A 21,027-nucleotide genomic window follows, 5' to 3' on the forward strand; every position below is an offset into this window, starting at 1 on the left:
TGGGGCACTGGCTGCGGAACCGAAATGCGGCTAAACGCACTGACAGAGACGATGTAGCCATCCGCGCTCTCTACGGCAATCCCACGACCAGGGGGCTAGCGATCAACACAGCTGTCGACCGGTGCCTTCGCGGCCAATTCCTCCTCGAAGGCCCCTACGATATCGCTGCTGAATCGAAAGAGCCTGCTATTCGTGAGCAGATCCTAGACAAGGCTTTTGCGGCTCGTTCCGTCGTTGCGACTGCACCTCTTCGCGCCATTGAAGGATTGGCGAAGTTTGATGCCACGCGGGCGGTTGAAGCGATCGAAGTTGGGCTTCGTTCCCATCCGTCGCTCGAACGACAGTTGTGCAAACTCCTTGTACGCGTTACGCCGGATACAGCAGCTAAGATGCTTATTGACTCTGCGCTCACGATTGACCGCGCTTCGCTGCGACGTGCAGTCGGTCGAACACTGCGCCGGCTTAATGCCGAGAAAGTCGGAGATATTGTCGTCGAGCGAATGCACGGATCAGCGCCTGAACGCAAGGCGATCTGCGAACTCGCAAGATACGTGTCCACACCCGAACTCATGAAAACTCTCGGCTCGTTAGCTGAGCATGACAGCTCTCGCGAAGTTCGGCATGCCGCCTTCGAAGCCCTCCGCTTTCAAGGACAGCTTGCCAACATCCGCACATTGTTTGCGGCATTTCCATCTGCAACATACGAGCGGCGGTGGAGTTTGTTGGTTGCGATACTTGATGCTGCAGACCCGTATTTATACACCGACAGCGAAGACGAGTTCTGGCTTGGTAATATACTCGTGGATGGCATCCCGGCTATCTACGAGCGACACGCCAATAAGACTTTGGAGCGGCGCAGACAAAGCGAAAAATAGATCTAATCCCAGAAAAAATGTACGCGGCATGAACTCTTTGGCCACGGCTATCTCAGTACATGAACGTCGAGCGAAACGAAGCCGCCTCGCCCAACCGCAAACGCCCGATGCGTTGTGGCCTCAACCGTTACACCATCTCGAAATCGGTCAGGCGAACGCCGAGAACAGAACCAGCCCAGTTGGCCATGTCTCCCTTGGAATTATTCTGCGAAAGCCATTCGGAGTCGTAGCGGAATGGGGCATCCATCACGATCCACTGCGAGATGAGATCATATTGGGATGATGTTTCCGTAAATCCATGAGGCTTCGTGGCCAGGGTACATAGTTCTCATTCTGACGCTGCTCGAGCGCAGCCGCTTTCGCGAGCGCGTCGACCCTTATCGTCCGAAATGTGGTAAGAAGTTCGACGGGATTGGTGGCTGCAAATTCGATCCGAATACCAACTTCGGTGCCGCTCCAGGCGGTACTGGGAAGCAGAGGAATCACTAAGTGCAGCTCGTTCGTTGACACTTCAAACCACAGATCCAAGCTGATGGTCGGCAAACCTGCTGATCCGTCTGCATCTGAATCTCCAGTCTCGTCGAAGATCTTCCAACATGCCGAGCTGAAGTCATAGACAGAGAACCGGTCCTTCGTGCCGGCGACAAAAGCGTGAATGGCCTGGGTGGCGGAGGTGTTGCCGCTATTGTTCGAGCCTACAAAGATTGAAATATCCGAATCCAACTCAATGAACGCACCCACAACCGTCGAAAATTCTTGATTCTGCATGAATGTAAGTGCACGTGCTCGCTCTGATTACTGCACGAGCACACTACAATCGCAGGTGATCCGCGATATCCGTCGTCATTTAGCTTTTGGTAGATGTACGTCTGCGGCAGAAAACGGGCCGCCAGTCACCGGTCTTTGAAAAGGTTCAGTTGAGACTGCTTGAACCCATCACTGATCTCTTCTGAGCACGGCTTTGGAAATCGTTTTGGTTTCCGCCATGACATCACAGAACACGCGAAAGCGATAATGACCACCCGTAGTACCCACTCTCGACACAGATTTGATCAAGCCCCATCAGGCCCTCGACATGATTTTCGCTATTTCGACGGCTTGATGAAGAATGAGATGCAGCCGCTATTGTCGTTGTAGAGCCACTGATACGTGCGCGGGAGGATGAGGACCGCGTCGTTCACGTAAAAGAACAGCTCATCGGTTACCTTGGGCGTGACGTACTCTGAAATCTTCTTCACGCGCCGGTCTGGGTCAGGTTCGAGAAAGTCCACTTCGCTGCCAAGAGAGCCATAGCGCGCCACCGGCTGAAACCAGGGCTGGAAATAGTATCGCCGCAGCGGTGATGCGAGAATATGGATGGTGGTCTCGGTCCAGGACAGCTGAGTGCCGCCCTCCGGATTGTGGAAAGTCGAATATCCGCGCGCGTCCGTTTCAACGCTGCCATTCATTAAGGGCTCTTCCCCGGCGCCCGCGGCTAGTTTGCATGTGTCCTTGCTGGTCGAATACTTCTCATACTGACGGGCCAGCGTTGTCGGGTCCGGGTTGGTCCAAATGTAGTATCGCTCGAGGCGGCCGACCTTATAACCCGTGGCAAAGCACGGGTCGGAGGTTGGAAAGGAGACCAGCGTTCCGGCATCCGGAATGTACTCCAGCTTGTCCGTTCTCTTGCAAATCAGCCCCGCCTGGTCCACAGCCGTGAATAGAAGGCGGTCGCCGACCGTGAGCGCCAGATATGCAATAACAATGGCCGAAAGCGCCGGACCCAGATAGTAGCGCCATCCTGAACGGACTCCCATGAGGACACGTTCACGACTTCCTGGCGTGGAGCTGGGAGCCGCCTTCGGCGCTGGAAGCATTCCCGCGAACGCTTTGCGCCAAAGCGCGGTCATTCGGTCGTCGATCGCCGAAGCAACGCGCCGACCGCCGACGATCAATACTCCAATGATACCCACCAGGATCAGGAACGTCCCCGGATACTGCGCATAGGAAGCCAGCCATTGGGATACCCACGAAGGCAGGAACCCACTCAGCATTCGGATAAAGTCCGAAACCCATTTGAGCGCGTTGACCCTCTCACCAAGCGGATCACTCCGCCCGGTGAACGGAAATACGACAAGTACTGCGGTCGCCGCCAAGGTGAGGAAATATAGCGCCGCGCGGGTGTAGACGAGCGGCCAGACGTCCTCGCGCTCGGCGATAACGCGCGCCTGGGCTTGCTCCGAGGTTTCCGGCGTGTTGATTGTCGGCCCCGACGCGCTGTCCGGCAGGCTATCGATTCTGAAGCGGACGCTGCCGTCTTGGACTATCTCTGGCGAGACAACATCATAGTCATGTGGAATTCCAATCGGCGCATAGACGTGGGCGTTGTTCTTTATGCGCCTTAATACTGTCTCGTGGATCTTGGGCTTCTCAACATACACCTCATCACCCGTCGTCCAGGAGAAGCGCTGGCGGGTCAGCCGGGATACGCGCCGTGGCCCGTAGCGGTAGTAACTCGCCGCGCCTGCGCGGGAGTCATATAGCCGGCCGTCTTTATCTTGCGCCTGCTTGGTTTCCGCGAGCGCTGCAGGATCCGATGACTTGAAGGAGAGACCTTGCGCTCTCGCCTCCTCCATAATCCAGTATAGAGGTATCTGTGCCAAGGAATCGTCCGGATATCCGCCACCAACATTCGCATGCACGCCAACGAACCAGACCTGGCTAATTCTCTCCGCCGAGGTGTAACGGCCAGCTCCGCTTGTCGAATGCTTCTCCTGCCTCTCATTCCAAAGGACGGGATGGAATGTGGTGCGCTCGTCATCGAGGGAGAGCGCATGACACGCGCGCTTAACATTAGGATGAAGCGTGTGGCCGGGCAATTCCAGCGGCCAGATCCATTGGCTTACACCCTGGGTCATTTCGTCGATCGGAAGACCGTAAGCGGCGACCGTATCCCACAGCCCTAGAAAGCGGATGACCGGCGTCTCCCTTCCGGACGGCACTCCCATTGGCTTGGAAGACACTTCTCTTCCAAGCAATTTCTTCAGGCCGAGAACCATCAAGTACCAGTTCGTGTGGAAATGCCTCCTGTGATACGCCCGGTAGGCCCTTTTCGCCTGCCGGTCCAATTCGCTATCGGAGATGCCCTCTGCCGGAATCAGGCCTTGATCTAGGATCAATCCCATCGTGACGCGGATCGTGAAAGCGCCCCGGCTGAAACCGAATGCGAACATCTCGTCGCCCTGGTTGCGGTAGTTGCGGCAAGCGAACTTGTAGAGCGTGATTACGTTGCGACGGAGGCCAATGCCAAATGCTCCCCCAAGAAGAGCTAACGGCTTGAATGACGAGGTCCCGACCCCATCGTCATAGCAAGCGACCTGATCGTCGTTGGTGAGGTCCAGCGCGCTGAACATGCGCCAAACGTTGGTTCGCCAGACCTTTGCCGATGAATTGCCAGTGCCATCTGAGAGAAGCACGATGCGCCGCGGCATTTTCTTCCTCAATCAAATGAAATCAGTAAGCTGCCGCAATAGTCGGACAACATGTGGTTGCAATATACGCTAGATGAGCGTTGCTCGCCCATGAGTCAAGATCAATTAGTCTTTCATTTTGGAATCTGCTCTCGAAGGGTCCTTTTCCAATCGGAAGGGCGACTTGGTGTCCTTCAATATGCAGCGCAGATCGCGCAGCCCTTCCGCGCCTTTCGGAGTCATCACGCAGATTCTCAACAGATGGGTTGCGAGCTCGTCCGTCCGGTTCGTACAAAATCCCGGATCTGAGCTGGCTACGGTTGTTCATGACAATCACAACCTGAGCTCGAATCATCCAACCGATTGGGATCGACCGTTTTCGTTGACGTCGTGCTCTTAAATTTGAGCTGCGCTTGGGGGCGTAGCTCCCTGTTCGTTTAGCTGCCTGGAAAGAAGGATCCAACGGCTGTAAGGCCTAAAATGGCCCGGAAATCGTTATCGACGTCTCCTCAGCAGCACGCCGTGGCTCGCGAGGGCTCTTCCGCTCGCACGTGTCGCAACGAGGCTTCGAGCCGCGCCTTCTCGTTCGCGCTTCTTGCACTCGCCTACCGCGTGGCGGGCTGAATTCGACCAAGCGGGTCTTGCCCGGATGGAGCGACAGCGAGAATGCCCCGATCCTTCACCCCGAGATGAATCTCGTTCTCGGCCTCGGACGCCGGGTCCACCACGGACTTCCATCTGCCCGGTCGAGCATCAGCTTGCCGAGCTCCATCGCGCGCAAGTCATCCTCCGGCGCCACGACGAAGAGCAGCCGCGAGCAGGAAACGGGGCGACAGGTTTCCGATACTCGATAAGTGTCTCTTGCGCCGGGGCAGCCGCCGTATGCTTGAGCTTCACTAGCAGACCTTCTCCACGCATTTCGCCGAAGTTCCGACCTGTGCTTAAATCCTCCCATCGGGAGTCTCTACGGCTGTACCAGGCGGCGGACCATGATCCTTTGCCGGCAAGCAACGAGAGCTCCGTTCTGTTCAGGAGGTAGAAGCTGTGGCTCATTTGCACTAGGCGCCGATCTGAAAGGTCGCTAGGGATCCTCATCAGCGAGGGGGCGATGAGCGTCGTAGGATATCAGGTGTATTCGAAGAACGGCGACGGTGCTGTCAGGGTTGTCGTTTCCTCCGCAAAGCAGGCGCTCGCCAAGGCCGATGAACTGGCCGAATCCGGGAACGAGATCCAGATCAAGGACCTTGCCGGCAGGATCATCGACACGGCGACGATCATCGAACTCGCCGCGCAGGAGTAGATTGTTTGTCCCCAGCGTCGTTGCCTCGAGGCGCTGAGGCAGACTTGTACGATCAGCAGACATCGAAAAGCGCAACAAACCTTCCATGCTGTTGGCGCCAGGGCCGCTCTCTCCCAATCTAATCAAACGGTCTGCTCAGAGCTTCTGACGCTGTACGAAACTATTTCATAAGATTACGCGAGTCCAATTGACGCATCTCGCGCCATCATCTTCTCCCTAGCTCGCGGCCGGGCCGCACTGTACGAGCTACAGGCTAGGCTAGGGTTCATATCGTTGCTCGCCATTTTCAGCTAAGCCAAAGCAAGATGAGTAGGATCGCCCCACCGGCCACAAATGAGACCACGAGCGCAGGGACATGGAGACGATGGGCGGGTTGTGGGTCGAACTCTGTCGCCTTGAGCGACTGAACCCATTGGGGCCACCGTCGATCAACCACCCATGCGGTCGTGAACGCTCCAGCCAATGCTACGAGATCGATGGCTATGTCCATAGTGCTGCTCCAGTATGCACTTCCTCACAAAATTGCGGCATCACCCTTCGGAACCAATGCAGTTTATATTAGTGGAGCACGCTGAACTTCCAGCTCAAGCAGTGATTCGATCACGATTCGACCATGGCTATCGAGGGACGCCCGCATCCATCCCGCTCGGCTTCCACGCATCGAAGGCTTCTCATCGGTTTGCGATCGAATGGGATCTCTTGCGAGATTCGTTGGTTGGTCGATGGCGAATTGGTTCACCGTCGCGTCGTTTGGGATCCGACTCCCATACCGCAACTCCCTATGGCGCTCCACGTCAACACCTGGCCTACGCGATCGCGAGATATTGCTGGCCGACTTGCGCCGCGCAGACTTCCTGCCTCCGCGATAGTGCGCGGGATCACCGTCGATGCATTCGGCACCGACGCAGATTTCATCGAACGGATCGATCCTCCGGTCTCCGCTGCACTTCCGCCGGTACTTTCCAGTTCAGCGAAGCATCGGAGCAGCCGTGCAGACGACGGCGACGTCACCTAGGACTCCGACGCGAAGCCATTTCAGAGATTTGCCTCGAACCGGGAAAAAATTGCAGGAAGCGGCGGCGGGGGGTCCGAGAAGTGGCACAAGCGTGAGCGTGGCGGCTGGGGCTTCGCTACCCCGCATGCTCGGCCGCTGCGTCGAGGATCTCGCTCGACCTAGGGTCAGCCCACTAGCCGGCACCAAGTCGAATCAATGTGCTACAGTCGTTAGTCCGCACCGTAAGAGAAGACGCGAGAGCCGGGGGGCCACGTCCTTTGGTTTTCTATCGGACTTGCTCCAATTTCCCAGCCCGCGCCTCCCCATAGGACGTCAACCACACCAAGGTCGCCCTTACCGTCACGAACGAAAAATATGTTGGGAGCAGAATTGGTCTGCAGCGCTCCGCTTTCTCCATTGGCCTGCAGCTTTAAGAGGCGCCAGATATCTACCAGTTTGCTCTCATCGAGAATGCCCAGTTCTCCGATGATCTCATTGTCATTTGAGGGATTCTTCAAGACATAGGTTTGCAAGCATCTATTGACCGCAGTTTCGAACTTGACTGCAAACCTGCGCATAAACGTCGCGCCAAGCCAGGAAATCCTGACTTGGGCTGTTGGTGTGATGTCTTCCTTAAAGTGTTCCCTCGCCGCGAATGTTTGAGCCTCTATTGGCTCGCCAGCCTTCCGCGTCAGCGAGCATTCGCTCCTAACATTTGGAACAACGGGATCACTATCAGTCCTGCTCTCCTCAGCAGTCGCGCTGAACCCAAATATCACCAGAACAGGGACGAGATACGGAATAAGCACCAAGCGGCGCGTTGTTGACGTCGCCGACAACCTGCACGAAATCACTTCCATTTCTTATTCTGCGCTGGCAGACTCGCGACGTTTGCCGGCACTTAATGTGAGGCCCAACCGTTCGGACGGTTCGCGACCAAGCGTCAGCTTCAACTCCGCCAGGTCAATAAATTCGTCCGCCTGCCGCCGAAGTTCGTCGGCGACCATCGCGGGCTGGATCGCGATGGTGGAAACCACGGCGACGCGGACGCCGCGACGCTGCACCGCTTCGACTAGGTGACGGAAGTCGCCGTCACCGGAGAACAGGATAATTCGGTCGACGCGCTCAGCGAGCTCCATGGCATCGACCGCGAGCTCGATGTCAATACTGCCCTTTACCTTGCGGCGGCCGCAAGCTCCCACGAATTCCTTGGTCGGCTTAGTGACAACCGCGTAGCCGTTATAGTCGAGCCAATCGAGGAGCGGCCGGACCGTCGATTCCTGATCCTCGATAATCGGCGTGTAATAGAACGCCCGCAGCAGTGTGCCGCGGCGCTGAAATTCCCCGAGCAGGCACTTGTAGTTGATCTCGAAGCCGAGCGCCTTAGCAGTTGCGTGGAGGTTTGGGCCATCGATAAAGAGCGCGATCTTGTCGAAGGGTGACATGCTTCAATCCACGCTTTTCATCTGTCGTCTCCGATACGTCATGGCCGATTGCTGTCTGCCATGACTGGCACGCCTATAGCTTATGCTCAGTTGGCTGCGCTCCAACAAACTCAGTACGCAACGAACGAACAATCTCGTTTCTCGCCTGAGTGTGTCACCTCAGCTTCACCTGAGGATTGACCAAGCCCCGATGTCGGGGTTTGGCATTATGACTGAATCACTTGCGGATTCCACTTGACTGCGCTCGCCACTCCTTCGCAATATGTAGCTTATGCTCTGGCCATCTGAAAATCCGACCGTCGAAAGACACGAAGTTTTCGGTCTCGCCAGCAGCAGCCCGGATCATCCGTGGTATGGCCAACTCCACAGTTAGCTTGAAGTGTGATCACCCCCGAAGACGATACCGGCGAATTGCCGGTGACCACCGCAAAGCGGTCCTCCCGCTACGGCGCTATTTGAGGGCGCGCGTGCGGACGGCTTTGCTCCACCGAGCTACACCATCGCAGAGGACGCGCCCCGGTTCTTTTGAGGGCGAATGAGGCAGCATGCTCGATAGCCTCATGATCACAACCGGAGCCTTGATTTCGAATGCTTCATCATTCATCAACGCGCATTAGCGGGTTCGACAAACGTCATTCCGGCCGCCGAGTTCCGCACGTTCTTGGACGAGAGCGAGACCCCGTTCCGCGTGCACTCGACGTCCATCTCGTCATGGATAACTACGCCACGCACAAAAGCCCGCTGATCTGGCGATGGCTGGCGAAAGACCGCGTTGGCACGTGCACCTGCCCCCGGCCGGTTCATCATGACTTAAACAGGCGTTAGAGGCGGGGCCGGAGGGGTGAGGAAGGCATGAAGGCGGCCAGAATGGCGCACCTTGATTTGGTGCGTGTTTACGCAACCGTTCTCGTTGCCTTGGTTCATGTCAGTGCTACCCCGGTTGTTCAGCTGGCCGGCCTCAGGAACGGGGATTGGTGGGTCGCTAATTCTTTTGATTCGTTTTCGCGGACATGCGTCCCTTTGTTCATCATGGCGAGTGGTGCTGCGGTCTTGGAGCAGGCTAGATTTGCGTCCATGTCGGAGTTCTTCCGACGCAGGGTCGTGAAAATAGTTCTGCCGGCGACGTTTTGGATAGCGTTTTACTACTGCTTCAGATGCTGGCTGATGGGCGAGGCTCTAACGGTGAGTAGATTTGCCGCTGTGTTCTTGGATGGCTCGGCATTCTACCACCTGCCGTTCATCTATATCTTGCTCAGTCTCTATGTCGCGGCGCCGCTGCTGGTAAGAATCGTTGACCCGACAGACGCCGCTATCTCGAAGTATTTCGCTTGGACTTGGTTCGGGCTTGCGATCGCGTTGCCTTTCGTTGAGGTTCGGGTTGGTCTGCATCTCGGTATGCCTGTTTACGTCGCAACAGGCTATGCGGGATACTTCGGGCTAGGGCGCATCCTCCGCGATGTTGAAGTCGGTCGAGTGGCCTGCGTCACCTGTGCCGGGATAATTGGCGTCGGCTCGTTATGTACGGCGATCGCGACAAGCGTATTGGCGTCGGAATCTGGCTCCTTCCAATACGCCTGGTATGACTATCTGATGCCCGTGGTCGTGGTCATGTCTATTTCGACGTTTATGTTGCTCTCGAGCCGAATTGCGCGTGAGTGGCTGCAAGAACGAAAGCGCATTGCTCGTGCAATCACGTGGATTTCGGGCCAGAGCTACGGCATCTACCTCGTACACCCTCTGTTTCTAACGCTGTTTCAACTTAGGGGGATCACATGGGATATCATGGGGCCGACGATCGGCATTCCGTTTCTGGCAATGCTTGGGATGGTGACTGCGTTGCTGTTCGTTCAATTCTTGAGGCTGTCTCGATTTTCGGCGTGGCTTGTGCCGTAGGGGACGCCTTTGAAAGGTTTTCCGGTTCAGCTTGTCTTGCCCTGACATTGTTGCCGATTCTCACCATGAGCGGATGGCGCCCGGAATCAGAGCGGGGACGGCGGCAAGCGTGAGGCATTACGGACGCCTCCATTCGTGGACGTTCAACTGGACATCAATCACTGGAGGTTTCCTTGCACCTTCGTGACAGCCCGCACACGAGGGATCGTCGTGGCGCTTACCGTTGAACTGATGCTTGTCGAAGCTCACCTCGCGATCACTCCGCTCGGTCTTGGGCGCGAGGAGCTTGATTGCAGGCTTCGTCGACTCCAAGACTGCGTTCGTCGACGTCAGTGGCTGAGCGCGTCAGTCCAGCCTCTAGCCCCCCCGAGTCGGCACGTACCCTGATCGGCGCGATCTTTTCGCGGATCGCGGGGCGTCAGTCGAGATTGAACGTCGTTAACAGCCTACAGCCTCGTGGGGCGGAGGCGGGAACTAGCTTGGGTTCGTGGTGCACGAAAGGCCATCGAAGACGGCATTGAGCGCCTGGCCGAACCTGGTCCGAGGATCCCGCAAAGGCAAGGCGGTACGTCGTTGTGATCGATCACCGAGCGCCAGGGTTCTCCCGCCGCAACTGCCCGCCGACTATGCCAACTACAAACACGTACAACCAGCCTTGGTAAAAATCGAACAGGTGCGAGTTGAAGACCGAGCTCGCAATGTTCTGAACGACGGCGACAAAGCCGATCCACGCCAGGAAATTCCCGGTCGGTCCCATCACCCCTTCACGAAATAGCCACAGATGGGCTCCCCACATTCCAAACAGAATTACGCAGCCAACCATTCCCCATTGGATCGCGACGGCAAGTGTTTGATTGTGCGGATTGTCGACTATCACGCCCGTCAGGCCGCCATGTCCTGCAGCCGCTGTGGCGAACAGACTTTTAGTCGAACCGGTCCCGTGCCCGAGAACCGGCGCGGAACGCACGAAGCCGATCGACTTGCGCCAGAACTCGAGACGCTCGGCGCCTCCGGCAGGATACCCGTCAACGGTGAACACGGCGTTCGCTCGATAGCTGTCGATTTCATTGAACAAACGAGACGTCTTCGATTGCAGGTTTGGTGACGTTGCCAACAATCCGGCCGTTAGCGCGCAGGTCCCCGCGAACAATGCGAGCAACGGCCATCCTCGAACATAGCGCAGTGCGAGGAGCGTCAGCATAATAGGTAAATAAATGAAAGCAGTGCGCGCAACATTGACGAACGCGAGATTGGCAAGAAAGGTGGCCGAAACCGCGCAGAGAAGAACCGCCCTGTTTCGGCGTCCTCCGCGTAGGGACTCAGCGGCAAGTCCTAGCAAAACGACCGCGATGAGAACGAATCCTTGGCTTTGGTCGATATAGTTTTTGACCGGGACTCCCGGCTCTCTCGCTCCGATCAGATGGAAGACGTAGGGCGAGACGAACAACACAAACGAGAATGCCAGCAGGGCCAGATTGGAAGCGACATAGGCCCCGAACACCATCAGGGCGCGATCCGATTCTCGAAAATGCAGGGCGAGCGGCAACACCCAGAGCAATTTCGTGACCTTCTCGAACGCATGCAATCGGTCCGACCACTGCACCTCATGGGCCCAGGTCACTCCGATTGCAGCAATTCCGAAGAGCGCGATCGGAAGAGCGTAGGCAGGTCGCGTCCAATCTTTAGTCAACTCGAGCGGCCCGTACGTGATCAGGACCATTAGCAGTACGGCGATTATCAAGATGGTTGTGACGGACGTGGACCATGGAAGGGCCGCAGCCAGAATCATGATGGTGAAATCGATCACGCGCATTCGAGCGATCCAGGCTTGACGTTCTTTCGGACCACTCCAAACGAATAAGAGAAGCCTAAGCTGGCTGAGCGGGTTGGCAGAATTGAGAGCCTTACAATTATCGATCGAGGCGTCTGGCTGCTTGGGCATCATTCTGGGTCGTAGCTCCAACGGTATTAAAAGAAGGGAACGGTACGTTCCGGACAAAATCAACTAAAAGTAGATGTTGCCACGCTCCGCCACATCTGCCACTGCATCGCACATGCGCTGATGGATATTACTTGAAGTGTTTGCACGGGGCGGTGCGGCGTGAATCCGATTTGTCTAATCGCGAGCAGCGAGGAATTTCTCTTTAGACATTTTTCTCCTGCGATCGAAGCATCAAAAGCCACAAAAGCAGAAGTCATTACCATCGTCCCCGAACCACGGAGTAGCCACGGAGGCCGGATCGATGGAGTGAAGACGATTTCTAGCCCCACCATCAGGGCTCATAATTCGCCTCAATCGATCATCGGCGAAGCGCTGTGGTACTCAGCCACACTTCGCAAGGTGAATCCCTCCGTGGTCGTCGTTTATTCGTTGCGGATGTGCCTTATCCTTACGCTCGTCCAGTTTTTCTTTCCGTCCTGCAAATTCGTATACGTCGTGACCGGCGCAGGACTTCTCGGCATCTCCGAGTCCCTCAAGGCACAGCTAGTGCGCCGGCTCGTCTTCGGGATCTTGAGCCTTGCCTCGCGCAAGAGATCTCACTTCATCTTTGAGAACAGCTCGGACGCCTTTTTGACTGGGATTGCCGCGTGCGGTCATAAAACCTCTATTTTTATGGGCGCTGGCGTGGACCCGGATGAGTTCAGGATGACTGCACTCCCAACCAGGCCACCATTCCGTTTCGCTACCGTTTCCCGCTTGATCTGGTCCAAGGGCATCGATATCGCCGTTGACGCGATTTCGTCGCTCGCTCAGGAGGGGCATCCGGTAGAGCTACACATTTACGGCGTTCCGGACCTCGCCAACCCGCACCCAATCAATCCCTCGATCTGGAGCGGACGTGTCGGGATTCACTATCATGGCTTCACCGATCAGGTCGCAAACGTATGGCGAGATGCTCACGCGGGCATCTTTACCAGCAGGGGTGGCGAAGGCCTTCCGCGTGCCCTACTGGAGGCGTCAGCCTGCGGCCGAGCGTCCATCGTCACCGCGGTACCCGGATGTCGAGACTTCATCAGAAACGGTTTGGAGGGCTACGTCGTTCCAACAGACTCCGGTCCCGCCCTGAAAGACGCGATCATTCGTCTGATCAATTCTCCGAACGACATTCTGACCTTTGGAAAGGCGGCGCGTGCGGTCGTCTGCGCCACGAGCACGAACAAGATCATCCAAGCGAATTATGAGGAGATTTTCCACTCGCTACTTGAAGGTGCGCGGACCGCGAAAAGGTACTCAGACAACCTCGGCGCGACCGGCCGTCTTCCTGTTTTGTGCGATTCGAACGACGCGATGACCGTCGCGTCGGACGACGCCGCCAAGCTGAACTAGGGCATATGAAATCGATATCCATTTCCTGAATACGACCGCGAGCTCGGCAAGTGGCACGACGTGCATCAAAGTGCGAAGCAGGACCATGCGTCGGTTGGATCCTGATGGCAGAAATCGATCGATAGGTGCTGTTTCAATGATTATGGTAACGGGCGGTGCCGGGTACATTGGCTCTCATGTCTGCATCGCATTACTCGACGCTGGGTTCGATGTTGTCGTCGTCGACAATCTGTCGAACAGCAAACGAACTTCGCTGGATCGCGTCCAAGCGATTTGCGGGAGGTCGATTTCGTTCGAAAAGGTCGACCTTCGCGACGAGAAGGCGATCCTCCGGATTTTACGAGACTTCGATGTGACGGCGGTCGTGCATCTCGCGGGTCTCAAAGCCGTCGGCGACTCGCATGAGAATCCCATCGGCTACTACGACAACAATTTCGTCGGGACGCTCCGGCTCGTGTCGGCGATGAAGACGGCTAACGTCAGAAAGCTCATTTTCAGTTCGTCGGCCACCGTCTATGGGAATCCCTCATACTTGCCGATCGACGAAAGCCATTCCCTCGCCCCGACCAATCCTTACGGTCGAACGAAATACTTCATCGAGGAAATGCTCCGGGACCTTCACGGGTCCGACAACGATTGGTCGATCGCGATCCTCCGCTATTTCAATCCCGTCGGCGCGCACGAAAGCGGCGTCATCGGCGAGGACCCTTCCGGTATACCCAACAACTTGTTGCCGTTGGTGGCGCAGGTCGCTATCGGCAAGCGAAAGCAACTCGTCGTCTTAGGGAACGATTATCCAACGCACGACGGGACCGGTATACGCGACTTCATTCATGTCGTTGACCTCGCGTCGGGGCATCTGAGTGCTCTCAATCACCTGAAAGGTCCTGGCATTCTGACTACAAATCTCGGCACCGGAAGGGGTACCAGCGTCCTCGAGATCGTCCAGGCGTTTGAGTCCGTGAGCGGCTCTGCCGTGCCCCACACCATAGGTGATCGGCGCGCCGGGGATGTCGCAGCATGCTACGCCGATCCGACGCTTGCGGCCGATTTGCTCGGATGGAAATCGACGAAGACGCTGGTCCAAATGTGTGCCGACCATTGGCGGTGGCAATCGAACAATCCGAATGGATATCACCCACCGACGCAACCCACTAGTGAACGAGACGCGCCGACTTAGCGCCGTAGGGAAGTGTCGATTTGTCCAGGTTCAAGCTCAGAAGCATCGACGTTTGGGACACGCTCCTCCGGCGCAGGTGTCACCCAGAAGCGATCAAGTTGCAACTGGCCAGACATGCGTCTCTCCGACTTCGAGAGAGGCTGTCCAAGCCAGCGGGTAGCCATTGGGATCTTTACCGTGAACGCTTGGCCGTCGAGCGAGAGATCGGATTGAGGTCTGCTGAGACCGGATTCGACGACGAGTACGATCTGATCCACGTGCTGAGGGGATGGCTGCTTCGGATTGCGGACCTCAAGAGCGACGATGAAGTGCAGAAACTCGCGCACGAGCTTTCGGAGTTCGAGTTGGTGTGCGAGGAGGAATGCTCATATGTCGACCCAGGCATCGTCAGCCTCCTGACCGAATATCCTGCTGAAAAAACGATATATCTGTCCGACTTCTATATGCCGTCGGAGATGCTGGCCCGTCTGCTTCATTCCAAAGGTCTGAAGCTCCTGGTCCGGGAAGGCTTCGTTTCCTGCGACGTCCGCAAGAACAAGCGTTCAGGTCGCTTGTTCGGTCACGTCCATCAATCGCTTGACGTCGCACCGGAGCAGCATGTCCACATTGGTGACAACGTATATTCTGACGTGGAAATCCCCCGGCGGCTCGGCATTGCGGCGGTCCGCTTCACTCCGGAATGGGCTGCGGAGGCCCGCAACATCCAGCAGATCGCTTTCGGCTCCCGTGAGGCGCTGTTCGAGCAAATTGCCATCCGGTCAGAGGAAGCTGCACGCGAGTTCATTGCGGCGGAGCCTGCCGAGCGTTCCGCTGCTTTTTGCGCGGGTGTCCGGGCGGCTCCCTTGTTCTTGGGCTTTTGCCACTTCGTGGCCGAGCGCGCTGTCCGTGACAAAGTCGACAGTCTGTTTTTCCTGTCCCAGGAAGGGGACTTTCTGCACCGGGTCTTTGCCGCGCTGTTTCCCAAGAGCACCTTGGCCGGACTGCCACTCCCCGATTCCAGGGGATTAGGGGTCAGTCGAGTTTCGACCTTTTTACCGTCGTTCCCTGAGCCGATCGGGCATGAACATCTCAAGCTCGTCTGGAGCCTTCACTGGCAACAGCGCGTCTCGACGCTGTTCAAGGTCTGTGGCCTTGAGGCGGGGGAGTTCCGGGATCTGCTGGAATCCCTGGGGCTGAAGGAAGACGAACTCATCATCCATCCGGAGAACGACCCTCGGATTGGTCGCTTGATTGAGGCTCCTGCTTTCCGGAAGGCTGCGTCACGCCAGTACAGCAAACGGCGAGAGCGGCTCGATCGCTATCTGGACCAACAGGGGCTGGGCCGAAGGGGAAAGATCGGGGTGGTCGACGTCGGATGGCGCGGCACGATCCAGGACAATCTCGCCCGGATGCGTCCCGACGCGGAGTTCACAGGATATTATCTGGGGCTCAGGAAGTTTCTTAACCCCCAGCCTGCCAACGTCGAAAAGCACGTCTATGGGGTCGATGAACGGTGTGGGGACGCCGCGTTGCTGGACTCATTCGAGCCGCTCGAGGTGATTTGCAGTTCCATGAGCGGGAGTACAGAGGACTATCGCGAAGATGGCGACATCGTGGTTCCCGTCAAATCGATTCATCCAAAGTCGACGCTTCACAACTTTCCCCAAGACTTCCAGGACGGTGTCGTATTCGCAGCCCGGGAATGGGGTCCGTCATTGGCACATTATGCTGTTTCTTCGGATGAGCTCCGAGAGCTCAGTGTGCGGCTTTGGACGCATATTTCGCGATCACCGCCGGCGGGATTGGTTCGCACCTTTCTCGAGGTGCCTCAGCACGACGTATTTGGCTTCGGCGGACACTTCGATCGCAGCCAGGTGCCTTCGGTCAAGGAGATGCTGTTTGGCGTATTCAACCGACGCTATCGGAACCACGTCATCCTCTATTTGAGACGCACGCAATGGGAGCCGAGCATCGCGCAGCATCCCGGGATGTCGACGCCGCATCGGATGATGGCCAAGACGCTGCTCCGTCTGGCGAGGCTCTACAAGCGCGGAAGGGTCGCCGCCCAGCGTGCCCAATTGCAGCGAGGTCACTGAATGTCGCCGCAATCGCAAATGCAATCCGGCAGCTTGTATGAATGTCGCCAGGGAATATCCCGTCTCGGGATCGGCCGCCGCGTGAGGCGCCGATGCTGACGAGCCGCCTTCATACGGCAGCCGCAGAGTACGAGCGCCGATGGAAAATCGACGTCCCCTTCCAGGACCTCGCTTGGTCCCTCTACCTCTTTCTCTTGCGTCTGGACGCCGCCATCTCCGGCGCGAACGCCGACCATGTGCTGTTCCTCTCCCGGGAAGGAAAGCCCCTGAAGGAGATGTTCGACGCATTCAGACAGTCGTCAGCCGCGCAAACTTCGCCTGCGGTTCGGACCCACTATTTCCGCGTCTCACGCAAATCGACCTTCTTGCTTTCCTGTGGCCCTTTGGAGAGCGAGACCTTCGCGAATTTGTTCCGTCAATATCGGAGCATCTCGCTTGCAGACTTCCTCAGGAGCCTTGCGTTGGACGGTGCCATCGACGGGATTGCCGCCGACCTGCGGAGGTCCAAGGATGGCCTTGAGAAGAGATCGGACGATCTGCCGACCTCACCGGAGTTCGCAGCACTCATGAAGTCCGCGCGCTTCGCCGAAGCCTATGCTGCCGCACGCGCGCAGGCTGGGGCGGCATTCACCAAGTATCTCTCCGAGACCCTCCGCGGGCCGATCCCAAGGCGCTTGCATGTCGTCGACGTGGGCTGGAAGGGAACGATTCAAGACAACCTTTTTTCGTGGTTTGAACGCGCGGCGGGTGGTGTCCATGTGATCGGACATTACCTTGGACTTGTTGCGCCCGGTCATGTCCACCCACGAAACGAAAAACACGGCCTGCTGTTCTCGCATCTCGATCGCTCAACGCCTTGCTTCCCGATTTTCAACGAGAACAGATCGCTCTTCGAGATCATGCTACCTGCTGACCATGGCGCGCCGAGCCGATATGCCCTCGATTCGAACGGCAATTGCGCCATCATATACGACGAATTCGTCGAACGGCAGTTGATCGAGAAGATCGTTTTTCCGGTAGCTCGAGAGATCATGTCGGGTGTCGAACGCATTCGCGAATTGCACACCGAGATGGGTCTCACGACCGCTGAAGTCATGGCGTTGACGCTCCATTTCCACAAGCGTCTGGTGTTTCGTCCAACTGCCGCCGAGCTCGACTGGATCGGCTCCATCTGGCATTTCGAAAATTTCGGCGTCTTCGAGCAGTCGAGGCTGATGGTCAAGAATTATACGAACCCTCTCGATCGCATCCGGTTCACTTTGAATTTGCTCAGACACCGCAGGTTGCCGGAAGCGGGTTTCTGGCCTTATCTGACAATTCGACGGCGTGCTGTTCCAGGAGCCGCATTTTTGTATGGCCGCTACAGGATGTGGCAGGCGCGTCTTGCGGGGAGCTTCTCCTGATGAGGATTTGCTTCCTGGTCGGCTCGCTGGCCATCAGCGGCGGCACGTACGTCATCTTCCAGCACGCCGCACATCTGGTGGCCAGCGGCCATAATGTCGTGATTGCGGCTCAAGAACCATTCACCCCAGAAACCGTCTCGTGGCATGATGCCGCCGGATCGTTGACGTGCGTCACCCTCGCTGAGGCGAGCCAGCACGAGTTCGATCTAGTGATCGCCACCTGGTGGAAGACCGCCTTGGAGTTGCCGAGCTTCAATGCAGAGAGATTCGGATACTTCGTCCAATCGATCGAGTCTCGGTTCTATCCGGAGAGCGAGGGGCCGCTGCGTCGCCTGGTCGATGCGACATATGGAATGTCCGTCAATTTCGTTACCGAAGCAGGATGGATCAAGGACCGTCTTGCAACGGACTGGGGGAGAAAGGCTGCTCTCGTCCGCAACGGCATTCGGAAGGACGTCTATTCCGAGGTCGTTTCCCCGATAGAGGAGCGCATAGACGGCGCTCCTCGGGTGCTTGTCGAAGGCCATTTCCGCGTTCCGTTCAAGAACACGGCTCGCGCCATTTCGCTCGCGAAGGGGGCGGGAGCGAAAGACATTTGGCTGCTCACCGGATCCCCTGTCCGTTGGATCCCGGGCGTTCGGCGTGTCTTCTCGAAAGTCCCAATCGCTGCTGCGGCTCGTGTCTATCGATCGTGCGACGTGTTAGTGAAGCTTAGCACGGTAGAAGGTATGTTTGGTCCTCCGCTGGAGATGTTCCACTGCGGAGGGACTGCGGTCGTCCTCAATGTGACCGGGCACGAAGAGTACATTCGTCACGGCGAGAATGCGGTCGTCGTTGCCGATCAAGACGAAACGGGGATTCAGGAGGCCATCACTACGTTACTTCGTGACAGGTCCCTGCTGCGGACACTTACGAAAGGCGCGAGGGAGACGGCAATGCATTGGCCTTCCTGGGCGGAGTCCTCCGCCCAGTTCGAACGCTGGATCGTGTCATTGAATGACGTCGGGAAGACTGATCGCTCGTCGGTTGCCGATCAGGTGAAGACTGCATTCGAGACGTACGAACTGGATGAGAGGGAGCGCCTGGCGGCGGACCCTTCGATCCGGAGGGGCTATTGGGTCAGCAATATGATGCGCCGCGTTCCTCGCAGCGCCCTCTCATGCCTAGAGAATATCAACGCCGTACTTGAACTGAACCTGTTGTCCCGTCCCATCCGATGACCGTTCGAAAGCGTGTTCCGATGTTTTACGATTTCATCTTCGACCGTTATTCGCGCGCGACTATCAAGCTACTTGCTGATCGGGAAATCCGCTCGCGCATCGTAGGTACCTATCTCGGGCTTGGTCACTACGTCGTTGTGCCGCTCCTAATGCTCCTGATCTACTCCTTCGTCTTCAGTCAGATCTTCACGATGAGCTGGCCGGGGGCGACCGGGCGATATTCCGATTTCGTCCTTCGCGTTTTCATCGGGCTCATCATCTTTCAGTTCGCTGCTGAGTTGTTCAATCGTGCACCTAGCCTGGTCTTGGAAAACCCGGCTTACATAAAGAAGGTGGTATTTCCTCTGGAAACGCTGGTTCCGATCGCGATCACCGTGGCGTTGTTTGCGGCCATCGTGTCGTTTGGCGTTTTCCTGCTTGGCCACTTGATCATTGTCGGACTGCCGCCAGCTGCAATCTTCTGGCTGCCGATTATACTGCTTCCACTTATCTTGCTGACTGCGGGGCTGGGGTGGGCTCTCGCCTCCCTGGGAGTTTTCCTTCGTGACCTGCGCCAGTTGATTGGGGTGCTCGTTTCATTGCTCACATTCCTATCCCCAATTTTCTACCCACTTTCGGCTGTACCGCCAGCGTTCCGCGCTGTCATCGCACTCAACCCGCTGACGCAAATCATCGAGATGACGAGGTCGGCTATTTTTGATCATCAATCGCCCTCCTTCCTTCCGCTTCTGCTACTTTATGCGGGGACCGCGGCCGTAGCGCAGCTCGGTTACTGGGGTTTTATACGTACGAAGAAGGCGTTTGCCGATGTCGTCTAACGTCAAGCCGACCCCGCTCGACGGTACGGACATCGCAATTCGCGTGCGAAACGTCACGAAGCGCTATCTTTCATTCGCGCGACCCGCTGATCGTCTCAAGCAGATGATCTGGCGAAATCGGCAGTTCTACCAAGAAATCACTGTTCTTCAAAACGTGAGCTTCGAAATTGCCGAAGGCGAGACCGTCGGCGTCATCGGCCGGAACGGTGCGGGCAAGTCGACGCTGTTGCAGATCTTAGCTGGAACGCTAACTCCATCGGAGGGCGACGTTCAGGTGAAGGGGCGCGTGGCGCCACTCATCGAACTCGGTGCTGGCTTCAACCCCGAGTTCACGGGTCACGACAACATCATGGTGTACGGCCAGTTGCTCGGGATGGACCGTACCGAGATTGACCGCAAGTACGACGATATCGTCCGCTTCGCGGACATCGGATCCTATATCGAGCGCCCGATAAAGACCTATTCCAGCGGTATGTATGCCCGGTTGGCCTTCGCGGTGGCGATCCATGTCGATCCGAAAATCCTCATTGTCGACGAAATCCTCGCCGTCGGCGACGCGCCGTTTCAGCAAAAGTGCTTGAATCGCTTCTACCAGATCAAGGAAACAGGTTGCACGATCCTGCTTGTCGCGCATGACCAGTATCTCGTGAGGTCAATGTGCGACCGGGCCGTCTACCTCAGGAACGGACAACTCGCAGCGTTCGGCACCGCTTCGGAGGTCACCGGTCAGTATCTGGAGGATATCCAGCCTTCGGACGATTCAGTCGCCCCTGGAAGTTCTGAGGACAATTCCGCACAGAGCGCAGCGCCCTCCACCACGTCAGAGCCGCAGGCGGCGGACGGCGTCGGCTCTGATGGACCCGGCGCGGCCAGCGAACCAGTTGAACAGCCGCATGGGAAACTGTTCGAAATCACCGACGTTTCCCTGCATACCGAAGACAGAACGCTCGTCGAAACGGTGCAGTCGCACGATACGGTGATGCTGACGATGCGCTTCCGCGCCACGACCGACACGCAGCTAGATGGGATCAGCTTCGTATTCAATCT

At 57.0% G+C, this 21,027-nt stretch carries 15 protein-coding genes and 1 pseudogene; 11 read left to right on the forward strand and 5 right to left on the reverse strand.

The genetic code is table 11. The features are described 5' to 3' along the window. A partial coding sequence (locus PMN64_RS34355) for a hypothetical protein (protein WP_411783909.1) occupies window positions 1-875 on the forward strand: 875 nt, incomplete at its 5' end. A gap of 246 nt (window positions 876-1,121) precedes the next feature. Here PMN64_RS34355 and PMN64_RS34360 read toward each other — a convergent pair. Both PMN64_RS34360 and PMN64_RS34365 read right to left on the reverse strand, forming a co-directional pair. Beyond that, a complete protein-coding gene (locus tag PMN64_RS34360; protein WP_411783910.1) occupies window positions 1,122-1,643 on the reverse strand; it encodes a hypothetical protein in 522 nt (173 codons plus the stop codon). Between the two features lie 317 nt (window positions 1,644-1,960). Further along, window positions 1,961-4,345 carry a DUF2235 domain-containing protein gene (locus tag PMN64_RS34365; RefSeq protein WP_411783911.1) on the reverse strand — a complete coding sequence of 795 codons (2,385 nt, stop codon included), beginning with the start codon at window positions 4,343-4,345 and terminating at the stop codon, window positions 1,961-1,963. Window positions 4,346-5,432: 1,087 nt separating this feature from the next. Here PMN64_RS34365 and PMN64_RS34370 point away from each other — a divergent pair. After that, window positions 5,433-5,624 carry a hypothetical protein gene (locus tag PMN64_RS34370; protein WP_411783912.1) on the forward strand — a complete coding sequence of 64 codons (192 nt, stop codon included), beginning with the start codon at window positions 5,433-5,435 and terminating at the stop codon, window positions 5,622-5,624. A 1,224-nt stretch (window positions 5,625-6,848) separates the two neighbouring features. On the opposite strand, the gene PMN64_RS34375 is transcribed toward PMN64_RS34370, so the two are convergent. Further along, window positions 6,849-7,478 carry a hypothetical protein gene (locus tag PMN64_RS34375; protein WP_411783913.1) on the reverse strand — a complete coding sequence of 210 codons (630 nt, stop codon included), beginning with the start codon at window positions 7,476-7,478 and terminating at the stop codon, window positions 6,849-6,851. Window positions 7,479-7,481: 3 nt separating this feature from the next. After that, on the reverse strand, window positions 7,482-8,063 hold the full coding sequence (locus PMN64_RS34380) for an NYN domain-containing protein (RefSeq protein ID WP_411783914.1): 582 nt from the start codon (window positions 8,061-8,063) through the stop codon (window positions 7,482-7,484). A 646-nt stretch (window positions 8,064-8,709) separates the two neighbouring features. Here PMN64_RS34380 and PMN64_RS34385 point away from each other — a divergent pair. Together PMN64_RS34385 and PMN64_RS34390 are read left to right on the forward strand one after the other, a co-directional pair. Then, window positions 8,710-8,869, forward strand: a pseudogene (locus tag PMN64_RS34385) (IS630 family transposase); the annotation flags it as partial. 46 nt (window positions 8,870-8,915) lie between these two features. Next, on the forward strand, window positions 8,916-9,956 hold the full coding sequence (locus PMN64_RS34390) for an acyltransferase (RefSeq protein WP_411783915.1): 1,041 nt from the start codon (window positions 8,916-8,918) through the stop codon (window positions 9,954-9,956). 583 nt (window positions 9,957-10,539) lie between these two features. Here PMN64_RS34390 and PMN64_RS34395 read toward each other — a convergent pair. Beyond that, the gene (locus PMN64_RS34395) at window positions 10,540-11,769 is read right to left on the reverse strand and encodes an O-antigen ligase family protein (RefSeq protein WP_411783916.1); all 1,230 of its coding nucleotides are present in this window, start codon (window positions 11,767-11,769) and stop codon (window positions 10,540-10,542) included. 435 nt (window positions 11,770-12,204) lie between these two features. Between PMN64_RS34395 and PMN64_RS34400 the strand changes: the two genes are divergently transcribed. The 7 genes from PMN64_RS34400 to PMN64_RS34430 form a co-directional block, all read left to right on the forward strand. Next, window positions 12,205-13,284 (forward strand): glycosyltransferase, encoded by a 1,080-nt coding sequence (locus PMN64_RS34400; RefSeq protein WP_411783917.1) that lies wholly within the window; start codon window positions 12,205-12,207, stop codon window positions 13,282-13,284. Between the two features lie 136 nt (window positions 13,285-13,420). Beyond that, on the forward strand, window positions 13,421-14,464 hold the full coding sequence (galE, locus tag PMN64_RS34405; protein WP_411783918.1) for a UDP-glucose 4-epimerase GalE: 1,044 nt from the start codon (window positions 13,421-13,423) through the stop codon (window positions 14,462-14,464). A gap of 209 nt (window positions 14,465-14,673) precedes the next feature. Continuing rightward, complete coding sequence (locus PMN64_RS34410) at window positions 14,674-16,539, forward strand: hypothetical protein (protein ID WP_411783919.1); 1,866 nt, start codon at window positions 14,674-14,676, stop codon at window positions 16,537-16,539. A gap of 92 nt (window positions 16,540-16,631) precedes the next feature. Beyond that, on the forward strand, window positions 16,632-17,942 hold the full coding sequence (locus PMN64_RS34415) for a hypothetical protein (protein ID WP_411783920.1): 1,311 nt from the start codon (window positions 16,632-16,634) through the stop codon (window positions 17,940-17,942). Further along, entirely contained in the window at window positions 17,942-19,162 is a 1,221-nt protein-coding gene (locus PMN64_RS34420) for a glycosyltransferase family 4 protein (protein WP_411783921.1), read from the forward strand. The genes PMN64_RS34415 and PMN64_RS34420 overlap by 1 nt, the downstream gene beginning before the upstream one ends. A 20-nt stretch (window positions 19,163-19,182) precedes the next feature. Continuing rightward, on the forward strand, window positions 19,183-19,980 hold the full coding sequence (locus PMN64_RS34425; protein ID WP_411783922.1) for an ABC transporter permease: 798 nt from the start codon (window positions 19,183-19,185) through the stop codon (window positions 19,978-19,980). Further along, window positions 19,970-21,027 (forward strand): ABC transporter ATP-binding protein (locus PMN64_RS34430; RefSeq protein ID WP_411783923.1); only part of this gene is annotated, 1,058 nt, incomplete at its 3' end. The genes PMN64_RS34425 and PMN64_RS34430, both read left to right, overlap by 11 nt.

Source organism: Bradyrhizobium sp. UFLA01-814 (assembly GCF_046718885.1).
GTDB lineage: Bacteria > Pseudomonadota > Alphaproteobacteria > Rhizobiales > Xanthobacteraceae > Bradyrhizobium > Bradyrhizobium elkanii.

Bases quoted from the DNA above. Each gene is read 5' to 3' on its own strand.
- PMN64_RS34360 (WP_411783910.1), bottom strand. From the start codon at position 1,643: ATGCAGAATCAAGAATTTTCGACGGTTGTGGGTGCGTTCATTGAGTTG.
- PMN64_RS34365 (WP_411783911.1), bottom strand. From the start codon at position 4,345: ATGCCGCGGCGCATCGTGCTTCTCTCAGATGGCACTGGCAATTCATCG.
- PMN64_RS34370 (WP_411783912.1), top strand. From the start codon at position 5,433: ATGAGCGTCGTAGGATATCAGGTGTATTCGAAGAACGGCGACGGTGCT.
- PMN64_RS34375 (WP_411783913.1), bottom strand. From the start codon at position 7,478: ATGGAAGTGATTTCGTGCAGGTTGTCGGCGACGTCAACAACGCGCCGC.
- PMN64_RS34380 (WP_411783914.1), bottom strand. From the start codon at position 8,063: ATGTCACCCTTCGACAAGATCGCGCTCTTTATCGATGGCCCAAACCTC.
- PMN64_RS34390 (WP_411783915.1), top strand. From the start codon at position 8,916: ATGAAGGCGGCCAGAATGGCGCACCTTGATTTGGTGCGTGTTTACGCA.
- PMN64_RS34395 (WP_411783916.1), bottom strand. From the start codon at position 11,769: ATGCGCGTGATCGATTTCACCATCATGATTCTGGCTGCGGCCCTTCCA.
- galE (WP_411783918.1), top strand. From the start codon at position 13,421: ATGATTATGGTAACGGGCGGTGCCGGGTACATTGGCTCTCATGTCTGC.
- PMN64_RS34415 (WP_411783920.1), top strand. From the start codon at position 16,632: ATGCTGACGAGCCGCCTTCATACGGCAGCCGCAGAGTACGAGCGCCGA.
- PMN64_RS34420 (WP_411783921.1), top strand. From the start codon at position 17,942: ATGAGGATTTGCTTCCTGGTCGGCTCGCTGGCCATCAGCGGCGGCACG.
- PMN64_RS34425 (WP_411783922.1), top strand. From the start codon at position 19,183: ATGTTTTACGATTTCATCTTCGACCGTTATTCGCGCGCGACTATCAAG.